Below are 24,488 nucleotides of genomic sequence, written 5' to 3' on the forward strand. Positions count from 1 at the left end.
TTCAGGCGACGCGCTTTAGGTCGTTGCTTGATGCATGTCGTTGTCGCAAAACCGAGGTCACTTTTGCGCGACATGCATTAAGCCGAAGCTGCGGCGGCCGGATCGCCTGCCTTCACGATTGGCCGAAACGCCTCCCGCCTCGTCATTCTATGTCGAAGGCCTAGGCCAATCGGCAAACGCTCAGATCGCCTCGCCCTTCAACAGTCGTGGGGTTTCGCCGGACAGCCCCGAAGCCTGGCGGATGAAGAATTCTTTCAGCCTCGGCATGCGCTCGACCAGCCCGAGGCCGAGATCGCGTACGGCGCGCAGCGGGCCGAGGTCGTTGGAGAACAGCCGATTCAAAACGTCGGTGGTGACGCCCATCTGCAGCGTGTCGAAGCGGCGCCATTGCTGGTAGCGCTCGAGCACGTCGAGCGCGCCGATATCCTGGCCGAGCCGGTCGGCCTCGACCACGACTTCGGCGAGCGCCGCGACATCCTTGAAACCCAGATTGAGGCCCTGGCCGGCGATCGGGTGGATGCCGTGCGCGGCGTCGCCGGCCAGCGCGAAGCGCGGCGCGACAAAGGCGCGGGCGAGCGTCAGGCCGAGCGGCCAGGCGCGCGGCTTGTCGGCGACTCGGATCTCGCCGAGCTTCAGGCCGAAGCGCTGCTCCAGATCGTGCTCGAAGACGAACTCGTCGCCGTCGACCAGCGCCTTGGCATCTTGCGTGCGCTCGACCCAGACGATCGACGAGCGGTTGGTGCCATCCTTGTCCGGCTTCAGCGGCAGCGTCGCGAACGGGCCGGCCGGCAGGAAATGCTCCTCGGCGCGGCCATTGTGCGGACGCTCATGCGCCACCGTGCAGACGATGCCGGACTGGCCGTATTCCCATTTGACGGTCTTGATGCCGGCCATGTCGCGCAGCCTGGAGTTGACGCCGTCTGCGGCGATCAGCAGCCGCGCCTTCAGCGTCGCGCCGTCGGCCAGGTGCACAGTGATGCCGGCGCCGTTCACATCGAAGGCGCTGACCGCCATGCCTTCGATGATGTCGATGCCGAGCTTTTCGGCGCGGCGGCGCAGCGCGCCGTTCAGGTCGCGGTTGGCGACCATGTGGGCGAAAGGCTCGCCGGGCGCCACCTCGCCGTCGAAGGTCAGGAACACCGGACGCACCGGGTCGGCGGCGCGCGAATCGGTGATGATCATTTCAGTGATCGCCTGCGCTTCCGGCGCGATCTCTTCCCAGACGCCGAGCAGTTGCAGCATGCGGCTGGCGGCCGCGGCAATGGCCGAGGCGCGGCCGTCTTTCTGCCAGACGCCGGCGGGGGCGGCATCGACGATGGCGATGGCGAGGCCCGGCCGCGCCTGCTTCAGCGACACGGCCGCCGTGAGGCCGACATAGCCTGCGCCGGCGATGAGCACGTCGAGCGGCGCTTCGCGCTTTCCATTGGTGTCTGCTGCATTCGGCTTGCGGTCGACCATGGCATCATCCTTTCGCGGCTTCGGTCGGCTGCGGTCTGCGGCCTTGACTGCCCGCACGTCCTGTCCGAAACCGGCCATGGCACATCCTCGAAGGATTTCAAACATGACAGCGGCCATGGACGAGCTTCTCGACATTCTCGACCTCGAACAGCTCGAACACAATCTGTATCGTGGTCGCAGCCCCAAGGTCGACTGGCAGCGCGTGTTCGGCGGCCAGACCATCGCCCAGGCGCTGGTCGCCGCGCAGCGCACCGTCGAGCCGGAGCGTCACGTGCATTCGCTGCACGGTTATTTCATGCGGCCGGGCGACACCAAGCTGCCGATCGTCTACGAGGTCGACCGCATCCGCGACGGCGGCTCCTTCACCACGCGCCGGGTCGTTGCGATCCAGCATGGCCAGGCGATCTTCTCGCTGGAGGCTTCCTTCCAGCAGGACGAGGTCGGGCTCGAGCACCAGCTGCCGATGCCGCGCGACGTGCCGGCGCCCGACACGCTGCTCACCCAGCGCGAGCTGCTCGGCAAGTTCGGCGAGGCGGTTCCGGAAGGCATCAGGCGCTACTGGGAGCGCGACCGGCCGATCGAGATGAAGCCGGTGATGCTGAAGCACTACACGAGCCGCGAGAAGCTGGAGCCGCAGCAGAACATCTGGATCCGCACCACCGGCCCGGTGCCGGAAAACCGCGCGACGCAGGCGGCCGTGCTCGCCTACCTCTCCGACATGACGCTGCTCGACACCTCGACCTTCGCGCATGGCCGCGCCATCTTCGACCGCGACATCCAGGCCGCCAGCCTCGACCACGCCATGTGGTTCCACCGCAGCCATTCGCTGGACGACTGGATCCTCTACAACCAGGACAGTCCGTCGACCCAAGGGTCGCGCGGCTTCACCCGCGGCTCGCTGTTCGCGCGGGATGGAACACTGATCGCCTCGGTCGCCCAGGAAGGCCTCATCCGGCTCAAACGCTGAGCCGACTTCAAAGTCTGCCTGCTAAACGCGCTTTTTTGATTTTATGCCTATTTTATAGGCAATGGCTCCGCCATGCCTGTGCGCGAATGATGTGCACCGGCCGCCCATTCTGTTTGTTTACAACAGGTTAACACCCTGCTTCGGCAACTGGCACGGAGCTTGAATCCTATGGGACACTCTCCGGCTCTCCTCGGGATCGGTGAAGGTGTGCAAACGCGGGGGACCGCAACAGCAAAGGGTGAAACCTTATGAAAATCGTGATGGCAATCATCAAGCCGTTCAAGCTCGACGAGGTGCGCGAAGCGCTCACCGCCGTCGGCATCCAGGGCCTGACCGTCACCGAGGTCAAAGGCTACGGGCGTCAGAAGGGGCATACGGAAATCTATCGCGGCGCGGAATACGCGGTCAGCTTCCTGCCCAAGATCAAGATCGAGGTCGCCGTCGGCGCCGACATGGTCGACAAGGCCGTCGAAGCCATCACCGCGGCCGCCAAGACCGGTCAGATCGGCGACGGCAAGATCTTCGTCTTCGGCATCGACCAGGCGGTACGCATCCGCACCGGCGAAACAGACACCGACGCGCTCTAAGCGGCGACCATCCATTCCAACGGAGAGTTCAATGAATATTCCTTCCACCTTGAAGACGACGGGACGCGCGGCCGCTTCGCTCGCGCTCGTGGCCATGAGCACCGTCGCCGCCATCGCGCAGGAAGCCGCCCCGGCAGCCACCGCCGCGGCGCCCGCCGCGCCGGCACCGGCGCTCGACACCGGCAACACCGCCTGGATGCTCACCTCGACGGCGCTGGTGCTGATGATGACCATCCCGGGCCTGGCGCTGTTCTACGGCGGCATGGTGCGTAAGAAGAACGTGCTCGCCACCATCATGCAGAGCTTCGCCATCACCTGCCTGGTGACCGTGCTGTGGTTCATGTTCGGCTATTCGCTGGCCTTCACGACCAATGAATCCGCCAGCTTGAATGCTTATATCGGCGGCTTCTCGCGGTTCTTCCACCATGGCATCACCGTCTCGACGCTTTGGCTGCCGGGTGTCTCGAACATCCCCGAGTTCGTCTTCTCGATGTTCCAGATGACCTTCGCCATCATCACGCCGGCGCTGATCGCCGGCGCCTTCGCCGAGCGTATGAAATTCTCCGCGCTGCTAATCTTCATGGGCTTGTGGCTGGTCTTCGTCTATGCGCCGATCGCGCACTGGGTGTGGGGCGGCGGCTTCCTTGGCGCGGCCGGCGTGCTCGACTTCGCCGGCGGCACGGTCGTCCATATCAACGCCGGTGTCGCGGGCCTGGTCTGCGCGCTGGTTCTTGGAAAGCGCGAAGGCTACGGCACCACCAACATGGCGCCGCACAACCTGGTCTATTCCGTCATCGGCGCCTCGCTGCTGTGGGTCGGCTGGTTCGGCTTCAACGCCGGTTCGGAACTCGCCGCAGACGGCCTCGCGGGTGCCGCCATGATGAACACGCAGGTCGCCACCGCCGCCGCGGCGCTGGCCTGGATGTTCGCCGAATGGATCGTCGCCAAGAAGCCTTCGGTTCTCGGCATCATCTCGGGCGCCGTCGCCGGCCTCGTCGCGGTGACGCCGGCTTCCGGCTTCGTCAACCCGACCGGCGCCTTCATCGTCGGCATCATCGCCGGCGTGGTCTGCTACCTCTCGGCGGTCAAGCTCAAGCATGCGCTCGGCTATGACGACTCGCTCGATGCCTTCGGCGTGCATGGCATCGGCGGTATCGTCGGCGCCCTGCTCACCGGCGCGCTGGCCGATCCGGCCATCAACGCCCTTGGCAAGGACGCTTCGGTGGGCAAGCAGCTCTACGGCATCGTCTTCACCATCCTGTGGACGGCGATCGCCACCTTCGTGATCCTCTACATCGTCAAGGCCCTGGTCGGCCTGCGTCCGTCGACCCAGGAAGAGGTGGAAGGCCTCGACGTCACCCAGCACGGCGAAGTGGTGCCGTAAGGCCGTCTTCGTCAGGGGCCGGCGGATCCTCCTCCCGCCGGCCCGAATTCCTCCCAAGATCCCGTCGTGACGCTCCCAAAAGGGGCTCACGCCTTGAGGCCCGGAACAACCTTCCGGGCCTCTTTTTTGTTCGACGCCTGCCGGGCGAAGCTTCGATCACATTCACTTGATCGAGCCCATGTGAAACATCGACCCTCCAGATTCCGTAATGGGAAAGCGGAGCGTCATCCAGGCGCCTGCCAAACAAGAGGGAAGGAACCAACCGATGAACTTCAAGAACATCTTCCTGGGAGCAATGGCTCTTTCGATGATCAGCGGCGTTGCACTTGCCGGTGCTCTCGATGAGCCGGCCAACATGGCCCCGTTCTTCACCGATTCCAGCATGAAGACGATGAAGTCCGAGGCCGACTTCAAAGCAGCCTGGGCGGCGATGCCCAAGGACAAGCAGGACATGATGATGAAGGAATGCCAGGACGCGGCGATGAGCAAGCCTCACGCCGAGTTCTGCGGCAATCTGGTAACCTACGCCGGCAACAGGTGATTTGCGGCAGGTCGGGTCCGTTAGGGCCCGATCGCTTCGTCGTTTCACGGCACAGGGTGGCGGGCCGCGAGGCCTGCCATCTTTGTTCGAGCCGAGGCCCGGTAAAGGGCCATGGTTAATGCGGCCTTAACCTTCCCCCCGATAGTCTGGCGTTCGAATCTGCCGGAATGCGCCATGCGCCCGGCCAGGCAACGATCACGGGGAAGAGCATGCGTTCAGGCGCCTCAGCACCGCTCGCGCTGACCGATACGGGGCACGGCATCCAGGCATTCGCGCGGCGCCAGGTCGGGCGGCTGGTCGGCGCCGGGCTGTTCCTGTTCACCGCCTTCGGCATCGCGGCCTTGGCCACATGGAACGTCGCCGATCCGAGCTTCTCGCACGCCACCAGCAATGTCGTCACCAACGCCATGGGCTATGCCGGCGCGGTGTTCTCCGACCTCGCCATGCAGTTCTTCGGCCTTGCCGCCGTCGCCGGGCTGGTGCCGGCGGTGATCTGGGGCTTCCTTCTGTTTTCCGCGCGCGGCGTCGACAAATTGCCGAAGCGCGGCTTCGCGTGGTTCGGCTTTGCGCTCACTGCCGCGGCCATCGCCGGCTGCGTGACGCCGCCAAACACCTGGCCGCTGCCGACCGGGCTCGGCGGCGTGTTCGGCGACATGGTGCTGAAAATCCCGGGCATCGCGGTCGGCGGTTATCCGAAAGGCCTGTTCGCCAGCATCATAGCGGTCATCCTCGCAGCGCCGATGTTGTGGCTGTTCGCCTATGGCTCGGCGCTGATCGCGCGCAAGAACGGCTTTGCCGTCATGGAGCGCGCCGCCCGGCCCGATCCGCGCGAGCAGGACGAGATGCTGTTCGACGAGGATGAGGACGAGGGCGACGAAGGAATACTGGCGCTCGGCGCCATCACCCATTGGTGGCTGTCGTTCCGCGCCTTCCTGCATCGCCGCGCCGAGCGCCGCAGGCGGGAGCGCGACGAATTCGAACCGCCGATGGAGCCCAAGGCCAGCGCCTGGCGGCGCGCCGCCGAGCGGGTCGAATCGGCCGAGTTCGCCGAAGCCCGCATGAGCCCCGGCGGCCGCGCCCGCGTCGAGCCGGAATTCTTCGCCGCCATGGTCAATGACCGAAGCGTTTCAGTCGATCCGGCCGACCAGGATATCTTCGACGACGAACAGGACGAAGACGTCTACCTCGACGATTTCGACGACGAAGTGCCCGCCCAGCGGCGCGGCGCAGGCGCCAAGGTGCAGAATTTCCGCTCCGATGCCGCCACCCGCGTCGCCGCGGCGGCGGCGCGACCGGTGCCGGGCGCGCGCGTCCAGCGCGAGGCGCAGACCTCGCTGATCGGTTCTGATACGTTCGAGATGCCGTCGCTGCATTTCCTGTCCGAGCCGAAGAACGTCGCCAAGGATCCAAGCCTGTCGAAGGACGCGCTGGAGCAGAACGCGCGCCTGCTCGAAGGCGTGCTGGAGGATTTCGGCGTCAAGGGCGAGATCATCCATGTCCGCCCCGGTCCCGTCGTCACGCTCTACGAACTGGAGCCGGCGCCCGGTATCAAGTCCTCGCGCGTCATCGGCCTTTCCGACGATATCGCCCGCTCGATGAGCGCGATCGCCTGCCGCGTCGCCGTCGTGCCCGGCCGCAACGCCATCGGCATCGAGCTGCCCAACGCCAAGCGCGAGACGGTCTATCTCAGAGAGATCATGGCCAGCCGCGATTTCGAAACGACCAAGGCGAAGCTCGCGCTGGCGCTGGGCAAGACCATCAATGGCGAGGCGGTCATCGTCGACATCGCCAAGATGCCGCACGTGCTGGTCGCCGGCACCACCGGCTCCGGCAAGTCGGTCGCCATCAACACCATGATCCTTTCGCTGCTCTACAGGCTGACGCCGCAGGAATGCCGGCTGATCATGATCGACCCGAAGATGCTCGAACTCTCGGTCTATGACGGCATCCCGCATCTGCTTACGCCGGTCGTCACCGATCCCAAGAAGGCGGTCGTCGCGCTGAAATGGACGGTGCGCGAGATGGAGGACCGCTATCGCAAGATGTCCAAGGTCGGCGTGCGCAACATCGACGGCTTCAACGCGCGCGTCCAACAGGCCGAGAAGAAGGGCGAAAAGATCTCGCGCACGGTGCAGACCGGCTTCGACCGCCAGACCGGCGAGGCGATCTACGAGACCGAGGATCTCGATCTCGAGCCGATGCCCTATATCGTGGTCATCATCGACGAGATGGCCGACCTGATGATGGTGGCCGGCAAGGATATCGAGGGCGCGGTGCAGCGCCTGGCGCAGATGGCGCGCGCGGCCGGCATCCATGTCATCATGGCGACACAGCGCCCGTCCGTCGACGTCATCACCGGCACCATCAAGGCCAATTTCCCGACCCGCATATCCTTCCAGGTGACGTCGAAGATCGACAGCCGCACTATCCTTGGCGAGCAGGGCGCCGAGCAGCTGCTCGGCATGGGCGACATGCTCTACATGGCCGGCGGCGGCCGCATCCAGCGCGTGCACGGCCCGTTCGTGTCGGACGACGAGGTCGAGAAGGTCGTCGGGCATCTGAAGCTGCAGGGCGTGCCGGAATATCTCGACGCCATCACCGAGGATGACGAGGAAGACGACGAGGACGGTCCGTCGGGCAAGGGCGGCTCCGGCGGCGGTGGCGGCGGCAATTTCGAGGATTCCGACGATCCTTACGACCAGGCCGTGGCGGTGGTGCTGCGCGACGGCAAGGCCTCGACCAGCTACATCCAGCGCAGGCTCGGCATCGGCTACAACCGCGCCGCCTCGATCATCGAGAAGATGGAGAAGGAAGGCATTGTCGGCGCGGCCAACCATGCCGGCAAACGCGAAATACTGGTGCCAACCGAAGAGGACAAGTTCTAGGGTTTGTCGAGATTCAGGTGAGGCCGGCCTGCAAATGGCGGCTTCCTGCGCTTCCGGTGCTCACGTACGAAAAGTACGCTCCGCTCCGGCCTTCGCCGGCCGAAGCTCTCATAAGTGTCTCCGCTCTATGAAGGCTACGGTCGGCGTAGGCCGGTTCTCGGAAGTCACCATTTTCGTCTCGGCCTGACCTGAATCTCGACAAACCCTGGCCCGGCGAGACGCCGAAACGGGTCAGCAAGCAACTTGAAATCACCTTGTGCGTTTGTGCGATGGGCTGTCGCCCGCGCATATCCGACGGACCTGTCGCGCACCCGCCAAACTTAAGCCCTAGTGGGAGTCCAGAAACTGCGACGACACGAATCACAGGAAGCGACCGGCATGAAGACCCAGACAGAATTCGCCATCACCCGCCGCCAGGTCCTCGGCCTCGGCCTGATGCTTGGCGGAGCCGCCGCTCTCAACCTCGTGCCGGGCTACCAGCTCGTGGCCGCGGCGCAGGCCGCCGTGCCGCCGGCGGCGCAGAAGATCGCCGACCATTTCTCCTCGGTGAAGTCGATGAGCGGCGAGTTCGTCCAGTTCGGCCCGAAAGGCGAGCAGACCGGCGGCAAGTTTTTCCTCGAACGCCCGGGCAAGATCCGCTTCAACTATGACGGATCCTCGAACTTCCGCGTCATCTCCGACGGCAAGTCGGTGGTGATCCTCAACAAGAAGCTCAACACCTCCGACCTCTATCCGCTGTCGAAGACGCCGCTGAAGCTGCTGCTCGACGACCGGATCGATCTCTCCGGCGGGCGCGTCAAGGCCATCAAGGAAGAGGACGACCTGACCACCATCAAGCTTTCCGACAAGTCGGTCTTCGGCAATGCGATGATCACCATGATGTTCGACCCGAAGACCTATGATCTGCGCCAGTGGACGATCACCGATGCTCAAGGCAAGGACACCACGGTGATGATCTTCAACACCAAGGAAGGCGTCAGCTTCCCGCCGGACACGTTTGCCATCGACTATACCGCGAACCGCGAGCTGAATACGAAAACCAGATAAGTTCTCCCCGTTTACGAGGAGAGATGCCCCGCAGAGCAAAGAGGGGCAGCGCTGACCCGGCCGTTGTCGCTTAGCTTGTTTTTGTCGCGCTTGGCTGGCACTAGTGCGGCGACTTTCGCCGTCCTGGACTCCGCCGCATGCCCTTCACCATCGCCACCTGGAACATTAACTCCGTGCGCCTGCGCATGCCGATCGTCGAGCGGCTCCTGAAAGAGCACGCGCCCGACGTGCTGTGCTTGCAGGAGACCAAGGTTCCCGACGAGCTGTTCCCGGAAAAAGCCTTCCGCAAGGCGGGCTACGAGCACATCCTGTTCCACGGCCAGAAAGGCTATCACGGCGTCGCTACCGTTGCCCGCCGTCCTATCGAGCTGGTCGAAAAGCGGCGGTTCTGCGAGATCGACGACAGCCGGCATCTGTCGGTCAGGGTGCAGGCGGGCGGCAAGTCGGTGCTGGTGCACAATTTCTACGTGCCGGCCGGCGGCGACGAGCCGGACCCGGAGATCAACCGCAAATTCAGGCACAAGCTCGATTTCGTCCATGAGATGAACGCCATGCCGGCGAGCCAGGACGAGCTATCCGCGTCGATCCTGGTCGGCGACCTGAACATCGCGCCGCAGGAGCATGACGTCTGGTCGCACAAGCAATTGCTCAACGTCGTCAGCCATACGCCGGTCGAGACGACAAATTTCGAGGCGATGCGCGAGGCCGGCGGTTGGGTTGACCTGATGCGGCTCAACGTGCCCGCCGAGCAGAAACTCTACACCTGGTGGAGCTACCGCGCGAAGGACTGGGAAGCCTCCAACAGGGGGCGCAGGCTCGATCACGTGTGGTCGTCAGCCAATCTGGTGCCGAGCTTCACCGGCTACGAGATCCTGCAGGCGGCGCGCGGCTGGGAGAAGCCGTCCGATCATGTGCCGGTTATTGCACGGTTCGATCTGGATTAGCGTGGGACGGCGGGAGGGGCGCCTGCCTTTGCGGTCGTCATTCTAGGGCGGAGCAAGGAGCGAAGCGACGCGCGCAGACCCTAGAATGACGAAGGCGCTCTCTGGCCGACGCCTACCGCTAACCCGTAAACCGCGGCGCCAATTCCTCGATGCGGGCGATCATCTGCTGGAATTCCTCCAGGATGCGCGCGTGCAGTTGCACGGCGAGGTCCGGATACTCCTCCAGGATGCGGCGGAACATCTTGCGGCTCAGCCGGATCACTTCCGAATCGACCGCAGCGGAGGCGCTGGTCAGCCGGTTGGTGTCGGCGATCAGCGCCAGTTCGCTCAGCATGGTGCCCGGGCCTGCCGTACCGATCGGGACGCGTTCACCGCCCAGCTCCCGATAGAGTGCGATCAAGCCGCTGACCACAATGTAGGCAGAGTCGGCGACGTCGTCCTCGCGGTAGAGCTTATGATCGGCCTGGAGCACGGTGGTCTCGGCGCCGAAGGCGAGCAGGCGCAGCTGTTCCTGCGTGAAGCCCTGGAAAAGCTTCACGCTGGACAGGATTTGGATGTCGTCATCCAGCGCCATCCTAGCTGTGTCCCCGAGCGGTCAGTCCAATCCCTCCTTTGGAGCGGCGCGCCCTCCTGGGCGCGCGAGAAACGCTCCACCGTGCATCGTGCGATGCGTGCAACGAGCCGATCCATCACCCTCCAGCACCAGGATCGCACCCGAGCGGTCCCGCCCCGACCGCTCATTCCGTTTGTTTCGGCGCAATTCCGGACGGAAAACCGCCTCACACTTTTCCTGGAATTGCTCTAGATCATGAATGTTTAAGGAACCAGCTTGTAGCCGCCGCTTTCTGTCACAAGAATTTCGGCATTGGAAGGATCGCGCTCGATCTTCTGGCGCAACCGGTAGACATGGGTCTCCAGCGTGTGCGTGGTGACGCCGGAATTGTAGCCCCAGACCTCTTCCAACAGGACGTCGCGCGTCACCACTTTCTGGTCGGCGCGGTAGAGATACTTGATGATCGAGGCTTCCTTCTCGGTCAGCCGCACCTTGGCGCCGCGCGGATCGATCAGCAGCTTCTGGCTGGGCTTGAACGTATAGGGGCCGACGGAGAAGGTCGCGTCCTCGCTCTGCTCATGCTGGCGAAGCTGGGCGCGGATGCGGGCTAACAGCACGGCGAAGCGGAAAGGCTTGGTCACATAATCGTTGGCGCCGGCCTCGAGACCCAGAATCGTGTCGGAATCGGTGTCATGGCCAGTCAGCATGATGATCGGCGCCTTGTAGCCGCCCTTGCGCAGGATTTTCACCGCCTCGCGGCCATCCATGTCGGGCAGGCCAACATCCATGATGAGCAGGTCGACGACGCCGCCGCGCGCCGCGGCAACGCCTTTTGCGGCGGTCGATTCCTGCTGGACGTCGAATTCTTCGTAGAGCGCCAGTTGCTCGACCAGGGTGGCGCGCAGGTCGTCGTCATCATCGACGATCAGGATGGTGCGTGATGTCATGGATCAATCCGTTGTTTTAAAAAGAATATTCAGTTGACCTCCCCCCATTTATGCGGAAGCTCACCGGCGCAACAGCCGATCACAGTGATTTGTTCCGTGAGACAATCATACAAGAAAAAACGCGCGCGCAATGAGGCGGCCGCATTTTTGCCGAAAGCCTTGCGTGTTTTGGTCGTGCGCGCACGGCCCGGCAATCCGGCGCAGGGGTTCCTGCAGGCCGGCAAAACGGTGTTTCCCTGCGCTTTGGGGCGCGGCGGCATCACCGCCAACAAGCATGAAGGGGACGGCGCGACGCCGTTGGCGTCGATGCGCATCCTGTCAGGCTATTTTCGGGGCGATCATTTCGCGGGCGGGCGCAGGACGAGGCTGCCGATGGCGCCGATCGGTCCGGATCTCGGCTGGTGCGAGGTGCCGGACGACCGCAATTACAACCGGCCGGTGAAGATCCCCTATGGCGCGAGCCATGAGCGGATGCGGCGCGACGACCGGCTCTACGATGTCTGCCTGGTGCTCGACTGGAACATCGCGCCACGCCGGCGCGGCCGCGGCAGCGCGATCTTCTTCCATCTGGCCCGGCCCGGCTTCACGCCGACGCAAGGCTGCGTGGCTGTGACGGCGCGGACCATGGCGAGGCTGCTTCCGTTGCTGTCGGACAGGACGGTGGTGCGGGTAGTTAGATAGGCAGTAGGCAGTAGGCAGTAGGCAGTAGGCAGTAGGCAGTAGGCAGTAGGCAGTAGGCAGTAGGCAGTAGGGCTCTCTTTCTATTGCCTACTGCCTATCCCTACTGCCTCTTTCCCGGTTTCTGCCAGCCCGTGCCGAGCAGGCCGATTTCACGAAGCTCCCGGTCCATCGCCTTTGCCACATCCCGGCGCCCGGCGCCGATGTCGCGCAACTGGCTGCTGGAGAGGTCTTCGACCGACTCGTGCGGCAGCCGGGCGGCGACCCGGGCCTGGCGCAGCCAATCGCGTGCCGAACGCAGCCAAAGGGTGAGGCCGGAGGGGCGTTCCAGGGAGGTGCAGGACTTCAGGGCGATCTCAGACATGGCTCTATCCGTGTTCTCCGGATATCAAATCCGGTTTGATAGTGTTTCGATGAAGCCATCATGCCGGATTGAAAAACAAACGAGAAACGAGTAGTTCTTTTTCGATCATCAAGTTTTATTTGGAGATCTCATGTCCAAGCTGCTGCCCGGAACGCGTGCGCTGCGGACGTTCGAAGCGGCCGCCAGGCATCTCAACTTCACCCGCGCCGCCGACGAGCTCGGCCTGACCCCGGCGGCGGTCAGCCACCAGATCAAGGAAATCGAGGATCAGCTCGATCTGGTGCTGTTCACGCGCACCAGCCGCACCATCCGGCTGACCGAGGCAGGCAACGTGCTTCTGGAGGCCTCGGTCGATGCGCTCGACCTGCTCAACCGCGCCGTCAGCCGCGCCCGCAAGATGACGCGCGGCACGGCGCTGCTGAAGGTGACGCTCGACGCCCAATTCGCGACGAAATGGCTGATGCGGCGGGTCGACGATTTCCGCAAGCAGAAGCCGGGCGTCGAGCTGCGTTTCGACATCACCTACGATGTACGGGATTTCGACCTTGACGACGTCGATGTCGGCATCCGCTTCGGCACCGGCAGATATCCGGGGCTCACCGCGCACCGGCTGTTCGAAAATATCATCATCCCGGTGTGCAGCCCGGCACTCCTTGCTTCTGGTCCGCCGCTGAAGGAGCCGCGCGATCTCTTCAACCATACGCTTGCGCATATCGAATGGTCGCGGCAGGGGGTGACATGGCCGAACTGGCGCATGTGGATGCAGGCGGCCGGCGTCGACGATTTCGACGACAGCCGCACGCTGGTGTTCAGGTCCTCGACGGATGCCACGCAGGCGGCGCTCGACGGCAACGCGGTGGCGCTGGCCGATTTCGCCATGGTGGCAAACGACCTTTCGCAAGGGCGGCTGGTGCGCCCTTTCGAGCTCGGCATCAAGGTCGCGCCGGACTTCGCCTATTTCCTGGTCTACCCCGAGGCCGCGAAGGACGACGCGCGCATCGCCGCCTTCCGCGAATGGCTTACCGAGGAAGCGGCGAGGACGCCGACATAGACTATTATGGTCAGCCCGCGGGGGCGGCGGGCGCGCCGAACCAGCCGATGACGGCGCCGATGATCAACATCACGCCCAGCCAGTGGCCGGCATCGATCAGTGTCAGGGCCCAGCCGAAGCCCTCGTAGCGGTGGTTGACGGTGAGCGTGGTGGCGATGAAGCCGAGCCAGAGCACGAAGCCGAACAGCAGCCCCGCGATCGGGTTGGGTTCGCCGCCGGTTATCGCGCCCACCACCAGTGTCAGGACAAGCGCCATGATGAGCTCGGCGACGAAGCTGACGATGAAGGGAACGGCCGAGCGTTTCATGGTCGCGGGGTCGAGCTTGGCCGCCTTCAGCCAGGGCTTGCTCAAGCCCATGTACCAGGCGGCGCCGAACAACCATGCCACGACAGCGGCGGCGATCACCGCCAGCCAGTTCACGACCGAAAAATCCATGCTTTCCCCTCCAAGTCGATAGGCGATGGAACGCTTGTTCGGCCATTCCGTCAAGCAAGGCGCCAGACAGTCGTGCGCTTGACCTCGGCGTCCTCCAGCACGCGCGTCACAGGAACTTGGTAAACGGCCAGTGATTCCAACCCGATCCTGGGGAGATAGGCGCGACCCGGATCGCCGATGAGGATATCGGTGCCGCGCGCCCGCAGGCGCGCGAACCAGGGCAGCAAGCTGTCGGCGAAAGCCTTGTCGTAGAAGACGTCGCCGGCAAGCACGACGTCCCAGCCATCGTCGGAGCCGACACAATTCGTACCGAGGAATTGCGCTTCGACGGCGTTGGCTTCGAGGTTGAGCGCGATCGCCGTCTCGCAAAACGGATCGATGTCGGCGGCGATCACCTTTGCCGCGCCGGCTTTCATCGCCGCGATGGCGACGAGGCCGGAACCGGAAGCGAAGTCGAGCACCCGTTTGCCGCGCACCGTTCCGGGATTGTCGAGCACATAGCGGGCGAGACCCTGGCCGCCGGCCCAGGCAAAGGCCCAGAAAGGCGGCGGCAGGCCGATCTCGGCCAGCTCCTCCTCGGTGCGCAGCCACAGATCATGCGCCTTGTCGGCGAGATGCAAAAACACTTCCGGCACATGCGGCGGCGCCATCAGCGCCGTGTTGTCGAGGATGAATTTTCTCGCGCTCTTCGGCGTGAGCTTCGTCACGGCGCCGGGTTGAGCTCGGCCATGCGGCAGACCTCTTTCCATTCGGCCGGCGTCACCGGCTGAACGGAAAGCCGGCCGAGCCGAACCAGCGCCATCTCGGCGAGCTTGGGATTGGCCTTGACCTGTTCCAGCGTCACCGGCTTCGGCACGTCCTTGTAAGCGCGGATGTCGACGCATTCCCAGCGCGGATCGTCGGTCGTGGTGTCGGGATGGGCCAGCGCGCAGACCTCGGCGATGCCGACGATGTCGAGCCCCTCATTGGAATGATAGAAGAAGCCGAGATCGCCGATCTGCATCGCCTTCATGTTGTTGCGGGCGGCGTAGTTGCGCACGCCGTCCCACTGCGTGCCGGCCTTGCCCTTGGCCTTCAGCGCATCGAAGGAAAAGACCGAAGGTTCGGACTTGAACAGCCAGTAGTTCATATTTCTTGTCCCATCGCTTTGCCGCCACGCATGGCGTTCCCGTCTATGCTTACTCTCTCGCCGTCGCCGCGACGAGAGCCGCGAAACGATCACGCGTCGGCAGGCTTCTGGAAGACCCAGTTCCACGGACGGATGTGGACGCTTTCGAACAGGCCGGCCTTGGCGTAGGGGTCGGCGGCGGCGAGCGCTTGGGCCCCAGCCATGTCCGGCGCATCGATCATCACCAGGCTGCCGTCCGGCTTGCCGTCGGCGTCGAGGAAGGGACCGGCAAAGGCAAGCTTGCCTTCGCTGATCAGGCCTTCCAGGAAAGCCGCATGCGCCGGCCGCGTGTCGACGCGCAGCTGCAGGCTGCCGGGCTTGTCCTTGCAAATCAACGCAAACAGCATTTTTCAACTCCGATGGTTCAGATGTCGGTTTCGGTCTTGAGCGGGCGTGTCATCAGCGCGGTCACCGCCTGGCCAATGGTCACCTTGCCGTCGAGGATGGCGGCGACGGCGGAGATGATCGGGGCCTCGATGCCGCGCTCGGCGGCGATTCGGGCGGCAATGCCCGCCGTCGGCACGCCTTCGGCCAGCGGCAGGCCGGCAAGCGGGTTGTCCTGGCCCAGCGCCAGGCCATAGGCGAAGTTGCGCGACTGCGATGACGAACAGGTGAGCAACAGGTCGCCGAGGCCGGAAAGCCCCATCAGCGTCTCGGGCCTGGCGCCGAAGGCGGCACCGATGCGGCGCAATTCGACGAAGCCACGCGTCACCATGGCGGCCTGGGCGCTGGCCCCAAGCCCGGCGCCGGTGACGGCGCCGGCGGCAATGGCAAAGACGTTCTTCAGCGCGCCGCCGATCTCGACGCCGATCAGGTCGTCGCTGGAATAGCAGCGCAGGTTCTCCGCCGAGAAGCGCGCGGCGAGCTCCGCTGCAAGATCGCGCTCGCGAGCGGCAACCACGACTGCCGTCGGCAGGCCGCGCGCGACATCGCTGGCGAAGCTCGGGCCGGACAGTGCCGCGACCGGATTGCCCGGCAGGCTTTCAGCGACGATCGCCGACAGCAGCGCGCCGGTGTCGCGCTCGATGCCCTTGGCGCAAAGCACCAGCGGCACGCCTGCGGGGACGTGGTTGCGCGCATCGGCCAGGACCGCGCGCAGCGACTGCGCCGGCGTCACGGCGAGCACGCAGTCGGCGCCGTCAAGCGCCCCGGCCATATTGCTGGTGGCGGCGATGCCCGGCGCGATCCGGATGCCGGGCAGGTAGCGCGGGTTCTCGCCGCGGGCGACGGCGGCCACGGTTTCGGCGTCGCGCGCATAGAGCCGGACGTCATGGCCGGCGCGCAGCATGGCCAGCGCCAGCGCCGTGCCCCAGGCGCCGCCGCCCAGCACCGCAACGCGCCAGCTGCCTGATTGCTTGCCGCTCGTTCTCTTCGCTGTCATGCCTTGGCCCCGCGTCGGCCCGAGCCGACCAGGGGCATGGAAACGCTGTCCAGCGGCCAGCGCGAACGCGGTACGAAATCGGCGGTGTTTTCGTCGGCGATGCCGGCGCGCAGCCGCTCGATGCCGGCCCAGGCGATCATCGCCGCATTGTCGGTGCAGAGCTTTTGCGGCGGCGCGACGAAGGCGAAGCCGGCTTGCGAACAAAGCGCTTCAAGCGTTGCCTTGATGGTGCGGTTGGCGGCGACGCCGCCGGCGACGACCAGCGCCGGCTTTGCCTGGCCGGGGAATTCCTGGCGGAAGCGGGCAAGCGCGCGCGCCACGCGGTCGCCCAATGCGTCGGCCACAGCCGCCTGGAAAGAGGCGCAGATATCGGCGACGTCCTGGTCGCTCAGCGGCGCGATAGCGGTCGCCGCCTGGCGCACCGCCGTCTTCAGGCCCGAGAAGGAGAAATCCGGCTGCGCCGAGCCCTTCATCGGGCGTGGGAAGGCGAAGCGGCCCGCATCGCCGCTGGCCGCGGCCTTCTCAACATTCGGCCCGCCGGGATAGGGCAGCCCGAGCATCTTGGCCGTCTTGTCGAACGCTTCGCCGAGCGCATCGTCGATGGTCGTCGCCCAGCGCTGGTAATCGCCGACGCCGCGCACCGCGACGATCTGGGTGTGGCCGCCGGAGACGAGCAGGAGAAGGTAGGGGAAGTCGAGACCGTCGGTCAGCCGCGCCGTCAGCGCGTGGCCTTCGAGGTGGTTGATGGCGATCAGCGGCTTGTTGGCGGCTGCGGCGATCGCCTTGGCGGTCATCAAGCCGACGATCAGCCCACCGACCAGACCCGGCCCCGCCGTCGCGGCAATCGCGTCGACCTCGTCGAGCGAGACCGACGAGTCGGCAAGTGCTGCCTCGATGATGCCGTCCAGCGCCTCGACATGGGCGCGCGCGGCAATCTCGGGCACGACGCCGCCGAAGGCCGCGTGCTCCTCGATCTGGCTGAGCACGATGTTGGACAGGATTTCGGGCGCGGAGCCGCCGTCCAGCGCCACCACACTGGCCGCTGTCTCGTCGCAACTCGTCTCAATGCCCAGAACGCGGATCAATTGGTCGCTGTCCACAAAGATTGTGTCGTCGGAGGTCTGTCGATATTCAGGTGATGCCGGCCTGCAAATGGCGGGTTTCTGCGCTTCCGGTGCTCACGTACCCAAAAGTACGCTCCGCTCCGATTCTCGAAACCCACCGTTTTCGGCTCGGCCTGACCTTGAATCTCGGCAGACCTCGAGTTCACTCGGGGGTTATCACGGACCGCGCGCCATGCAAACTTTGAAAATCGGAACACGCGGAAGCCCGCTGGCGCTCGCCCAGGCGCATGAGACGCGGGCGCGGCTGATGCAGGCGCATGGGCTGCCCGAGCAGGCATTCGAAGTAATGCCGATCTCGACCAGCGGCGACCGCATCCAGGATCGGCCGCTGTCGGAGGCCGGCGGCAAGGGCCTGTTCACCAAGGAAATCGAGGAAGCGCTGCTTGACGGCCGCATCGACATCGCCGTGCATTCGTCGAAGGACATGCCGACGGTGCTGCCCGACGGATTGGAGCTTGTCACCTTCCTGCCGCGCGAGGACGCCCGCGACGCCTTCATCGGCAAGAAGGTGAAACGGATCGCCGACCTGCCGCATGGCGCGATCGTCGGATCGTCGTCGCTTCGCCGCCAGGCGCTGCTTCGCCGCATGCGGCCGGATTTCGAGGTGGTGATCTTCCGCGGCAATGTGCAGACGCGGCTGCGCAAGCTGGACGAAGGCGTCGCCGAGGGCACCATCCTGGCCTATGCCGGGCTGAAGCGGCTCGGGCTCGAACATGTCGTCACCGACCTGATGCCGCTGGAGGCTTTCCCGCCGGCGCCGGGGCAAGGCGCGATCGGCATCGAAACCCGCATCGGCGACCGCGACGTCGAGAGAATGCTGGCGGCGATCCATCACGTGCCGACCGGCCAGGCGCTGTCCTGCGAGCGCGCCTTCCTCGCCGCGCTCGACGGCTCGTGCCGCACGCCGATCGCCGGCCACGCGACGGTCTTGGGCGAGAAATTGTCCTTCGCCGGGCTGATCATCTCGCCCGACGGCACGGAATCGCACGAGGTCCGGCTGGAAGGCGAGGCCGCGGACGCGGCGGAGATCGGCCTGGACGCCGCGCGGACGGTTCGCGCCAGGGCCGGTGCTAAATTCTTCGACGGCTGGGCCTGACATGGTCCGCGTCCTGGTGACGAGGCCGGAGCCTGGCGCGTCGCGCACGGCACGACGCCTCGAAACCTTGGGATTCCTGCCGATCCTGCTGCCATTGACCGAGACGAGGACATTGCCGGCCGAGGCGACCATCGGCGGCGATGCCGTCGCGGTCGTCGTCACCAGCGCCAATGCGGTGCGGCATGCGCCCGGGGCGCTGATCTCGGCGCTTGCGAGCCTGCCTTGCCACGCGGTTGGCAAAAGGACGGCCGAAGCCTGCCGCGCAGTGGGGTTCCTCTCCGTCACGGAAGGTCCGGGTGACGCCGAAGCGCTGGCCGACGCCATCGCCGGCGGCCTTGCCGGCAAGGCAATCGTTTATCTGTGCGGCCGCGTCCGCTTCCCGGTATTCGAGCAGCGGCTGGCGGCGGCGAGCGTGCATGTCCAGGCGATCGAGACCTACGACACGACAGGGATCGACTATGGCGATGCCGACGTGGTCGCTCGCCTGTCGCGCCATCCGGTCGAGGCGGCGCTACTCTATTCGGCCAAGGCCAGTGCCGCGCTGGTCGACCTGGCAACGCGGCCAGCCCTGCAGCATCTCTTTGGAAAAACAGAATTTTTAGCGCTTTCGGCGCGTGTCGCCGAGCCGCTGCAGGGGATCGTCCGTCAACCGATCCGCATCGCATCCAAGCCCGAGGAAGATGCGCTGCTGGCGCTTTTGTCGCTGCCCGGCTGAGCCGCGTCATCACACCGCCCCCTTTTCACCGCTTGGTGATGTGCTAGAGCATCCTGACGCTCTGGACCCATTGATCCATCCTCAAGCCATTTTGCGGAGCCCAAGCATGGTCAAGACGCCGAAGATGCGACATTCGAAGACCCGGCGCGAGCCGGTGACCATCGAACTCGAGCCCGGCGCCGTCTCGCGAATCACCGACGAGGATGCCGCCAAGGCCGAGGCCGAGGCCGCGCAGACCGACGAGGCGAAGGCGCAAGAGGCCGCCGCCGCTTCGCAGCCGGAGGCGCCGGAAGAGCCGATCCATGCCGAGCAGGCCGATATCGAGCCGTGGGAGCATAGCGACGCCGCGCAGGCGGCCGCCGACAGGTCCGAGGCCGGCAAGGACGAGCCGGAGGCGCCGTACCCCGGCGGTTCCGATGCGTCGAAGAGCCAGTCCAAGGGCTTCGAGTATAATTTTGAGGACGCCTCCGCGTCCGGCGCCGGCGCCTCCACAGCGAAGCCAAGCGAGACACGGAGCGAGGATCGCGTGCCGCAGCCTTCGCGCAAAACCGGCGTCAACGCCATCGCCGCGGGCGTCATCGGCGGCGTGATCGCGCTTGCCGGCGCCGGCCTGCTGCAGGCGGTCGGCATGCTTGGCGCGCCAGGCTCGGGCGGCGGATCCCTCGATGGCGTCAATGGCGAGATCGCTTCGCTGAAGAGCGAGATCACGGCGCTGAAGGAAAGCGGCGACACGGGTGCGTCGGCCAAGGTCGACGGCCTTTCATCGGCGCTCGACCAGGTCAAGGCCGATGTGGCGGCGCTGAAATCCTCGGCCGGACAGAGCGGCGACGGCGCCGCGCTCAAGGCGCTCGGCGACAAGGTCGGCCAGATCGAGACGATCGTCGCCGGCCTGCAGAAGAACGGCAGCGTGGCACCCGTCGATCTCGGGCCGCTCAACGAGAAGATCGCCGGGCTCGACGCGCTGGTGAAATCGACCGGCGACGCGGCCAAGGCCGAGGACGGCCGGGTCGCGGCGCTGGAACAGTCGGTGTCGCAGCTTTCCGGCAAGGTCGAGGCGCAGGCCTCGCAGCCCAAGATCGCGCTGGCGATCGCGGCCTCGGCGCTGAAGTCGGCGCTCGATCGCGGCGCGCCATTCGCGACCGAGCTCGACACCTTCGCGGCGATCGCGCCGGATGCGCCGGAGCTCGCGGCGCTGCGCTCCTATGCCGAAAAGGGCGTGCCGACCCGCGCCACCATCGCGTCGGAGGCCGATGCGGCCGCCAATGCCATGGTCGAGGCGGCGACACCGGTCGACCAGAATGCCGGCTTCTTCCAGAGCCTGGTGTCGAGCGCGGAATCGCTGGTCAAGATACGGCCGGTGGGGACTATCGAAGGCAAGGGGGCGCCGGAAACCGTGGCCCGCATGGAAGTGGCGGTCAACCAGGGCGACTACGCCAAGGCGCTCGGCGAATACGATACGCTGCCCGACGCAGCGAAAGCGGCCGGCGCCGATTTTGCCGGCAAACTGAAGGCGCGGCTGGAGGTCGAAAAGCAGCTCGAAGCGTTGATTGCCGGCGCGACGAAGGCGTGAGGACGACAAGATGATCCGCCTTCTCGTCTTCCTCGCCGTCGTCTTCGCGCTGGGACTGGGCTTCGCCTGGCTGGCCGATCGCCCAGGCGACATGATCGTCACCTTCAACGGCTACCAGTACCAGATCACGCTGATGGTGGCGGCGGTGGCGATCGTCGCCGTGGTCGCCGCGGTGATGATCGTCTGGTGGCTGATCAAGTCGCTGTGGAACAGCCCCTACACGATCTCGCGCTATTTCCGGGTGCGCCGCCGCGACCGCGGCTACCAGGCGCTGTCGACGGGCATGATCGCCGCCGGCGCCGGCGACGGCGCGCTGGCGCGCAAGAAGACCAAGGAGGCGGTGAAGCTGATCAACTCCGATCAGGAGCCGCTGATCAATCTGCTCGACGCCCAGGCCTCGCTGCTCGAAGGCGACCATAAAGGCGCGCGGGAAAAATTCGAGCGTATGCTCGACGATCCCGAGATGCGGCTGCTCGGCCTGCGGGGGCTCTATCTCGAGGCCGAACGCCTCGGCGACCGCAATGCCGCGCGCCACTATGCCGGCCGTGCGGCGGCGGTTGCGCCGCAGCTTGCCTGGGCGGCGGAATCGACGCTCGAGGAGCTGACCGAACGCGGCGACTGGGACGGCGCGCTGAAGCTGGTCGAGGCGCAGAAATCGACAAGGCAGATCGAGCGCGACGCGGCCAACCGCCGCCGCGCCGTGCTGCTCACCGCCAAGGCGCAGGCGCTGGTCGACAGCGATCCGAACGCGGCCCGCACCGCGGCGCTCGAAGCCAACAAGCTGGCGCCGGATTTCGCGCCGGCGGCGGTGATCGCCGCCGATCTGGTTATCCGGCAAAACGACGTGCGCAAGGGCTCCAAGATACTGGAGGCCGCGTGGAAGGCCGAGCCGCATCCGGATATCGCCGAGCTCTACACCCATGCCAGGCCGGGCGATGCCGTGCTCGACCGCCTCAACCGGGCGAAGAAACTGCAGGAATTGAAGAAGAATCACGCCGAGTCGTCCATGACCGTGGCGCGGGCGGCGCTCGACGCGCAGGATTTCGCCACCGCGCGGCGCGAGGCGGAGGCCGCGATCCGCATGGATCGCCGCGAGGGCGCCTATCTGCTGCTCGCCGATATCGAGGAAGCCGAGACCGGCGACCAGGGCAAGGTGCGGCAACTGCTGTCGAAGGCCGTGCGCGCGCCGCGCGATCCGGCCTGGGTGGCGGACGGCGTCATCTCCGAGCGCTGGGCGCCGGTGTCGCCGGTCACCGGCAAGCTCGATGCCTTCACCTGGCGCGCGCCGATGGAGCGGCTTGGCCAGCTGATCGACAGCGACGCGGATGTTGCCGTGCCGGCGATCACCGCCGCGCCGCCCGCCGCACCCGCTGAAAAGGCAATCGATATTGTTGCCGACGCGCCCGCCGAGAAGCCGGTGCCGGCGAATGGCGGCGAGAGGGACGCGGCCGTTGCGGAAGCCGTCAGCGAAGCTGAAACTACCGGACGGGGTTCGCAATTACCGCCTTTGCCGGACGATCCAGGTGTCGCGCCGGAAGAAGAAGCGGAAAAATCGCCGCGCCGGTTTCGTTTGTTTTGAGGCCGGGCTTTGGCGGGTAGGGAAAAGATGTCGATGTTCGAGCGTGTGTTGTCCTTCCTGAGAGATCTGCCGGCTACCGGCCATGCCAGGCCGAGCGCCGACGATCCGCGCGTCGCGGCCTCGGCGCTGCTCTACCATGTGATGAACGCCGACGGCGTGCGCCAGGACGTTGAATGGGAGCGCTTCAAGGAGATCCTGGCCGAGACCTATTCGGTGAGCGGCGAGGAGCTCGACGCGCTGGCCGCGGCCGGCGAGCGCGCCGACAATGAGGCGATCGACCTCTACGCCTTCACCAGCGTGCTCAAGCGCGATCTCGACGCCGAGGCGCGCAAGGCCTTCATCGGCCTGATGTGGGAAATCGTCTATGCCGACGGCGAGCTGCACGAGCTCGAGGACAACACGGTCTGGCGGGTCGCCGAGCTGATCGGCGTCGAGCGCCATGACCGCATCGAGGCGCGCCAAAAAGCGGCGGCCGAGGCGCCCGGCGCGCGGGGCAAATCGAGCGACGAATAACAGGACCCTTCGCCTTCCATGCCATCAAGACCGAGGCCGAGACCAAGAATCCTGATCGTGCTGCATCAGGAGAATTCGAGCCCCGGCCGCGTCGGCCACATGCTCCTGGAAGAAGGCTTCGATCTCGACATCCGCAGGCCGCCGCTCGGCGATGGGCTGCCCTGCACGCTGGACGATCATGCCGGCGCTGTGGTGTTCGGCGGGCCGATGAGCGCCAATGACGAGGACGAGTTCGTCCGCCGCGAGACGGACTGGCTGCAAATCCCGCTCAAGGAGAACCGGCCGTTCCTCGGCATCTGCCTCGGCGCGCAGATGCTCGCCAACCATCTCGGCGGCAAGGTCGAGGGCCATGGCGAGGGCCTGGTCGAGATCGGCTGGTATCCGCTGAAGGCGACCGACGCCGGCAAGAAACTGCTGCACTGGCCGGAGATGGTCTACCAGTTCCACCGCGAAGGCTTTTCGCTGCCGAAGGAAGCGACGCTGCTGGCGACGGCGGAGACCTATCCCAACCAGGCCTTCCGCTATGGCGAGAATGCCTGGGGCATACAGTTCCACGGCGAGCTGACTCGGGTGATGATGCAGCGCTGGGTGGTGCGCGGCGCGCATCGCTTCGAATTGCCCGGCGCGCAGCCCGGCCGCGACCATCTCGGCGGCAGGCTGATCTGGGACATGCACCTCAAGCGCTGGCTGGGCGAGTTTTTGGCGTTGATTTTTGGCCGGCCGGCCGTGGGATAAAGTAAAACTGATTGCGCTGGATGGCGGACCCTTATCCTAAGATACTATGCCCAAGAGCGAGCACGCCGGGGAGGGTGCAACGACTAGTTGACGGACAAAAACTCTGCTTCAACAGAGAACTATTTTCCTTAGAAGTAACTTGGAGGGTATGTCTCTCGTCCCTTTTCGCCCACCACTGCTGGCCGACTATCGAACCAATTTGACGTTTAACTTTTTCAACGCGGTGCCAATCTGGCCCAGCTGAGTAAGCGGTGCGATACACCTCTCTGCGAGATGTGAGGTGATTGCGCGATCGAATACTGCGATGCAGTTCTCGCCGGCAAGCCGGGAGGCATAGAGTATGCCGTCGATCGTCGCGTCCTTATAGACGAGATCCGCGAACTGCTGCGCTTCATTGAAGCATTTGGCCCCGGCGATATCGGTCGACACGCCAAGCTTGAGACAGCCACCCTTGCGCAAGTCCACTACTCGCAGGGGCTGGATCGTGTCGAGCTGCACCGCAGAGCGATCGGCGAGTTCCGAAATGAAGAGGCGCCGGTCTTCGATACTCTCATATCGATCACGCACAACCGTCTCGGCGAGCGCAGTCGCAAGATTACGGGCGGCATACAAAACCGCAAAATTCTTCTTGGTACCGCCGAACCGTGAAACTCCTGCCGCATACCCGAGCGGCGTCGCTTGAAAGAATGACGGGATTATTCGGACATAACTCGAAAACTCGAAAGTCTTGGTCTGGCTTGCGAGCAGTCCTTCCCCCACGATCAT

Annotated in this window: 26 protein-coding genes; 15 read left to right on the forward strand and 11 right to left on the reverse strand. The window is 65.3% G+C overall.

Going from position 1 to position 24,488, the window contains the following annotated elements; genetic code table 11:
- Nucleotides 1–180: 180 nt before the first annotated feature.
- Nucleotides 181–1,458 (reverse strand): ubiquinone biosynthesis hydroxylase, encoded by a 1,278-nt coding sequence (locus FJ414_RS19940; RefSeq protein WP_140646106.1) that lies wholly within the window; start codon nucleotides 1,456–1,458, stop codon nucleotides 181–183.
- Nucleotides 1,459–1,561: 103 nt separating this feature from the next.
- Here FJ414_RS19940 and tesB point away from each other — a divergent pair, with 103 nt between their 5' ends.
- From tesB to xth, 7 genes are all read left to right on the forward strand, one after another.
- The gene (gene tesB / locus FJ414_RS19945) at nucleotides 1,562–2,425 is read left to right on the forward strand and encodes an acyl-CoA thioesterase II (protein WP_140646056.1); all 864 of its coding nucleotides are present in this window, start codon (nucleotides 1,562–1,564) and stop codon (nucleotides 2,423–2,425) included.
- 248 nt (nucleotides 2,426–2,673) lie between these two features.
- The gene (locus tag FJ414_RS19950) at nucleotides 2,674–3,012 is read left to right on the forward strand and encodes a P-II family nitrogen regulator (protein ID WP_006327120.1); all 339 of its coding nucleotides are present in this window, start codon (nucleotides 2,674–2,676) and stop codon (nucleotides 3,010–3,012) included.
- Nucleotides 3,013–3,106: 94 nt separating this feature from the next.
- Entirely contained in the window at nucleotides 3,107–4,396 is a 1,290-nt protein-coding gene (locus tag FJ414_RS19955; protein WP_281405341.1) for an ammonium transporter, read from the forward strand.
- A 265-nt stretch (nucleotides 4,397–4,661) separates the two neighbouring features.
- The gene (locus FJ414_RS19960; RefSeq protein WP_140646058.1) at nucleotides 4,662–4,937 is read left to right on the forward strand and encodes a hypothetical protein; all 276 of its coding nucleotides are present in this window, start codon (nucleotides 4,662–4,664) and stop codon (nucleotides 4,935–4,937) included.
- A gap of 209 nt (nucleotides 4,938–5,146) precedes the next feature.
- Nucleotides 5,147–7,822 carry a DNA translocase FtsK gene (locus FJ414_RS19965; RefSeq protein WP_140646059.1) on the forward strand — a complete coding sequence of 892 codons (2,676 nt, stop codon included), beginning with the start codon at nucleotides 5,147–5,149 and terminating at the stop codon, nucleotides 7,820–7,822.
- A 378-nt stretch (nucleotides 7,823–8,200) separates the two neighbouring features.
- Nucleotides 8,201–8,869, forward strand: a complete 669-nt coding sequence (locus FJ414_RS19970; RefSeq protein ID WP_140646060.1) for an outer membrane lipoprotein carrier protein LolA — start codon at nucleotides 8,201–8,203, stop codon at nucleotides 8,867–8,869.
- Nucleotides 8,870–9,006: 137 nt separating this feature from the next.
- Nucleotides 9,007–9,813 (forward strand): exodeoxyribonuclease III, encoded by an 807-nt coding sequence (gene xth, locus FJ414_RS19975; RefSeq protein ID WP_140646061.1) that lies wholly within the window; start codon nucleotides 9,007–9,009, stop codon nucleotides 9,811–9,813.
- A 118-nt stretch (nucleotides 9,814–9,931) separates the two neighbouring features.
- Here xth and FJ414_RS19980 read toward each other — a convergent pair whose 3' ends face one another.
- Together FJ414_RS19980 and FJ414_RS19985 are read right to left on the reverse strand one after the other, a co-directional pair.
- The gene (locus tag FJ414_RS19980; RefSeq protein ID WP_140646062.1) at nucleotides 9,932–10,387 is read right to left on the reverse strand and encodes a cyclic nucleotide-binding domain-containing protein; all 456 of its coding nucleotides are present in this window, start codon (nucleotides 10,385–10,387) and stop codon (nucleotides 9,932–9,934) included.
- A gap of 242 nt (nucleotides 10,388–10,629) precedes the next feature.
- Complete coding sequence (locus FJ414_RS19985) at nucleotides 10,630–11,313, reverse strand: response regulator transcription factor (RefSeq protein WP_040991447.1); 684 nt, start codon at nucleotides 11,311–11,313, stop codon at nucleotides 10,630–10,632.
- An 84-nt stretch (nucleotides 11,314–11,397) separates the two neighbouring features.
- Here FJ414_RS19985 and FJ414_RS19990 point away from each other — a divergent pair, with 84 nt between their 5' ends.
- The gene (locus tag FJ414_RS19990; RefSeq protein WP_140646063.1) at nucleotides 11,398–11,994 is read left to right on the forward strand and encodes a L,D-transpeptidase; all 597 of its coding nucleotides are present in this window, start codon (nucleotides 11,398–11,400) and stop codon (nucleotides 11,992–11,994) included.
- 100 nt (nucleotides 11,995–12,094) lie between these two features.
- Here FJ414_RS19990 and FJ414_RS19995 read toward each other — a convergent pair whose 3' ends face one another.
- Nucleotides 12,095–12,355 (reverse strand): hypothetical protein, encoded by a 261-nt coding sequence (locus FJ414_RS19995; RefSeq protein WP_140646064.1) that lies wholly within the window; start codon nucleotides 12,353–12,355, stop codon nucleotides 12,095–12,097.
- Nucleotides 12,356–12,485: 130 nt separating this feature from the next.
- On the opposite strand from FJ414_RS19995, the gene gcvA reads away from it, so the two are divergent.
- Complete coding sequence (gcvA, locus tag FJ414_RS20000; protein ID WP_140646065.1) at nucleotides 12,486–13,406, forward strand: transcriptional regulator GcvA; 921 nt, start codon at nucleotides 12,486–12,488, stop codon at nucleotides 13,404–13,406.
- Nucleotides 13,407–13,416: 10 nt separating this feature from the next.
- Here gcvA and FJ414_RS20005 read toward each other — a convergent pair whose 3' ends face one another.
- The 6 genes from FJ414_RS20005 to tsaD form a co-directional block, all read right to left on the reverse strand.
- On the reverse strand, nucleotides 13,417–13,842 hold the full coding sequence (locus tag FJ414_RS20005) for a DUF1761 domain-containing protein (protein ID WP_140646066.1): 426 nt from the start codon (nucleotides 13,840–13,842) through the stop codon (nucleotides 13,417–13,419).
- Between the two features lie 50 nt (nucleotides 13,843–13,892).
- Nucleotides 13,893–14,549, reverse strand: coding sequence for a methyltransferase (locus FJ414_RS20010; protein WP_140646067.1), 657 nt, complete (start codon nucleotides 14,547–14,549; stop codon nucleotides 13,893–13,895).
- Nucleotides 14,546–14,971, reverse strand: a complete 426-nt coding sequence (locus FJ414_RS20015; RefSeq protein WP_140646068.1) for an EVE domain-containing protein — start codon at nucleotides 14,969–14,971, stop codon at nucleotides 14,546–14,548. Before FJ414_RS20015 ends, FJ414_RS20010 begins: the two co-directional genes overlap by 4 nt.
- Before the next feature lie 89 nt (nucleotides 14,972–15,060).
- Nucleotides 15,061–15,357 (reverse strand): YciI-like protein, encoded by a 297-nt coding sequence (locus FJ414_RS20020; RefSeq protein ID WP_140646069.1) that lies wholly within the window; start codon nucleotides 15,355–15,357, stop codon nucleotides 15,061–15,063.
- A gap of 17 nt (nucleotides 15,358–15,374) precedes the next feature.
- Nucleotides 15,375–16,391: an NAD(P)H-dependent glycerol-3-phosphate dehydrogenase gene (locus FJ414_RS20025; RefSeq protein ID WP_140646070.1), complete on the reverse strand. Its 1,017-nt coding sequence runs from the start codon at nucleotides 16,389–16,391 to the stop codon at nucleotides 15,375–15,377.
- On the reverse strand, nucleotides 16,388–17,476 hold the full coding sequence (tsaD, locus tag FJ414_RS20030) for a tRNA (adenosine(37)-N6)-threonylcarbamoyltransferase complex transferase subunit TsaD (RefSeq protein WP_140646071.1): 1,089 nt from the start codon (nucleotides 17,474–17,476) through the stop codon (nucleotides 16,388–16,390). The genes FJ414_RS20025 and tsaD overlap by 4 nt, the downstream gene beginning before the upstream one ends.
- A 211-nt stretch (nucleotides 17,477–17,687) precedes the next feature.
- On the opposite strand from tsaD, the gene hemC reads away from it, so the two are divergent.
- The 6 genes from hemC to FJ414_RS20060 all read left to right on the forward strand — a co-directional run bounded on the left by hemC (nucleotide 17,688) and on the right by FJ414_RS20060 (nucleotide 23,723).
- On the forward strand, nucleotides 17,688–18,611 hold the full coding sequence (hemC, locus tag FJ414_RS20035; protein WP_140646072.1) for a hydroxymethylbilane synthase: 924 nt from the start codon (nucleotides 17,688–17,690) through the stop codon (nucleotides 18,609–18,611).
- A gap of 1 nt (nucleotide 18,612) precedes the next feature.
- Nucleotides 18,613–19,326: a uroporphyrinogen-III synthase gene (locus FJ414_RS20040; RefSeq protein ID WP_140646073.1), complete on the forward strand. Its 714-nt coding sequence runs from the start codon at nucleotides 18,613–18,615 to the stop codon at nucleotides 19,324–19,326.
- A 106-nt stretch (nucleotides 19,327–19,432) separates the two neighbouring features.
- Nucleotides 19,433–20,896 carry a COG4223 family protein gene (locus tag FJ414_RS20045; RefSeq protein WP_140646074.1) on the forward strand — a complete coding sequence of 488 codons (1,464 nt, stop codon included), beginning with the start codon at nucleotides 19,433–19,435 and terminating at the stop codon, nucleotides 20,894–20,896.
- A 10-nt stretch (nucleotides 20,897–20,906) separates the two neighbouring features.
- Nucleotides 20,907–22,475, forward strand: coding sequence for a heme biosynthesis protein HemY (locus FJ414_RS20050; RefSeq protein ID WP_140646075.1), 1,569 nt, complete (start codon nucleotides 20,907–20,909; stop codon nucleotides 22,473–22,475).
- A gap of 33 nt (nucleotides 22,476–22,508) precedes the next feature.
- On the forward strand, nucleotides 22,509–22,988 hold the full coding sequence (locus tag FJ414_RS20055; RefSeq protein ID WP_140646076.1) for a TerB family tellurite resistance protein: 480 nt from the start codon (nucleotides 22,509–22,511) through the stop codon (nucleotides 22,986–22,988).
- 18 nt (nucleotides 22,989–23,006) lie between these two features.
- Nucleotides 23,007–23,723 (forward strand): glutamine amidotransferase, encoded by a 717-nt coding sequence (locus FJ414_RS20060; protein ID WP_140646077.1) that lies wholly within the window; start codon nucleotides 23,007–23,009, stop codon nucleotides 23,721–23,723.
- A 186-nt stretch (nucleotides 23,724–23,909) separates the two neighbouring features.
- On the opposite strand, the gene FJ414_RS20065 is transcribed toward FJ414_RS20060, so the two are convergent.
- Entirely contained in the window at nucleotides 23,910–24,488 is a 579-nt protein-coding gene (locus tag FJ414_RS20065) for an RES family NAD+ phosphorylase (protein ID WP_140646078.1), read from the reverse strand.

Origin of the sequence: Mesorhizobium sp. B3-1-6, assembly GCF_006439555.1 — a bacterium.
Taxonomy (GTDB): Bacteria; Pseudomonadota; Alphaproteobacteria; order Rhizobiales; family Rhizobiaceae; genus Mesorhizobium.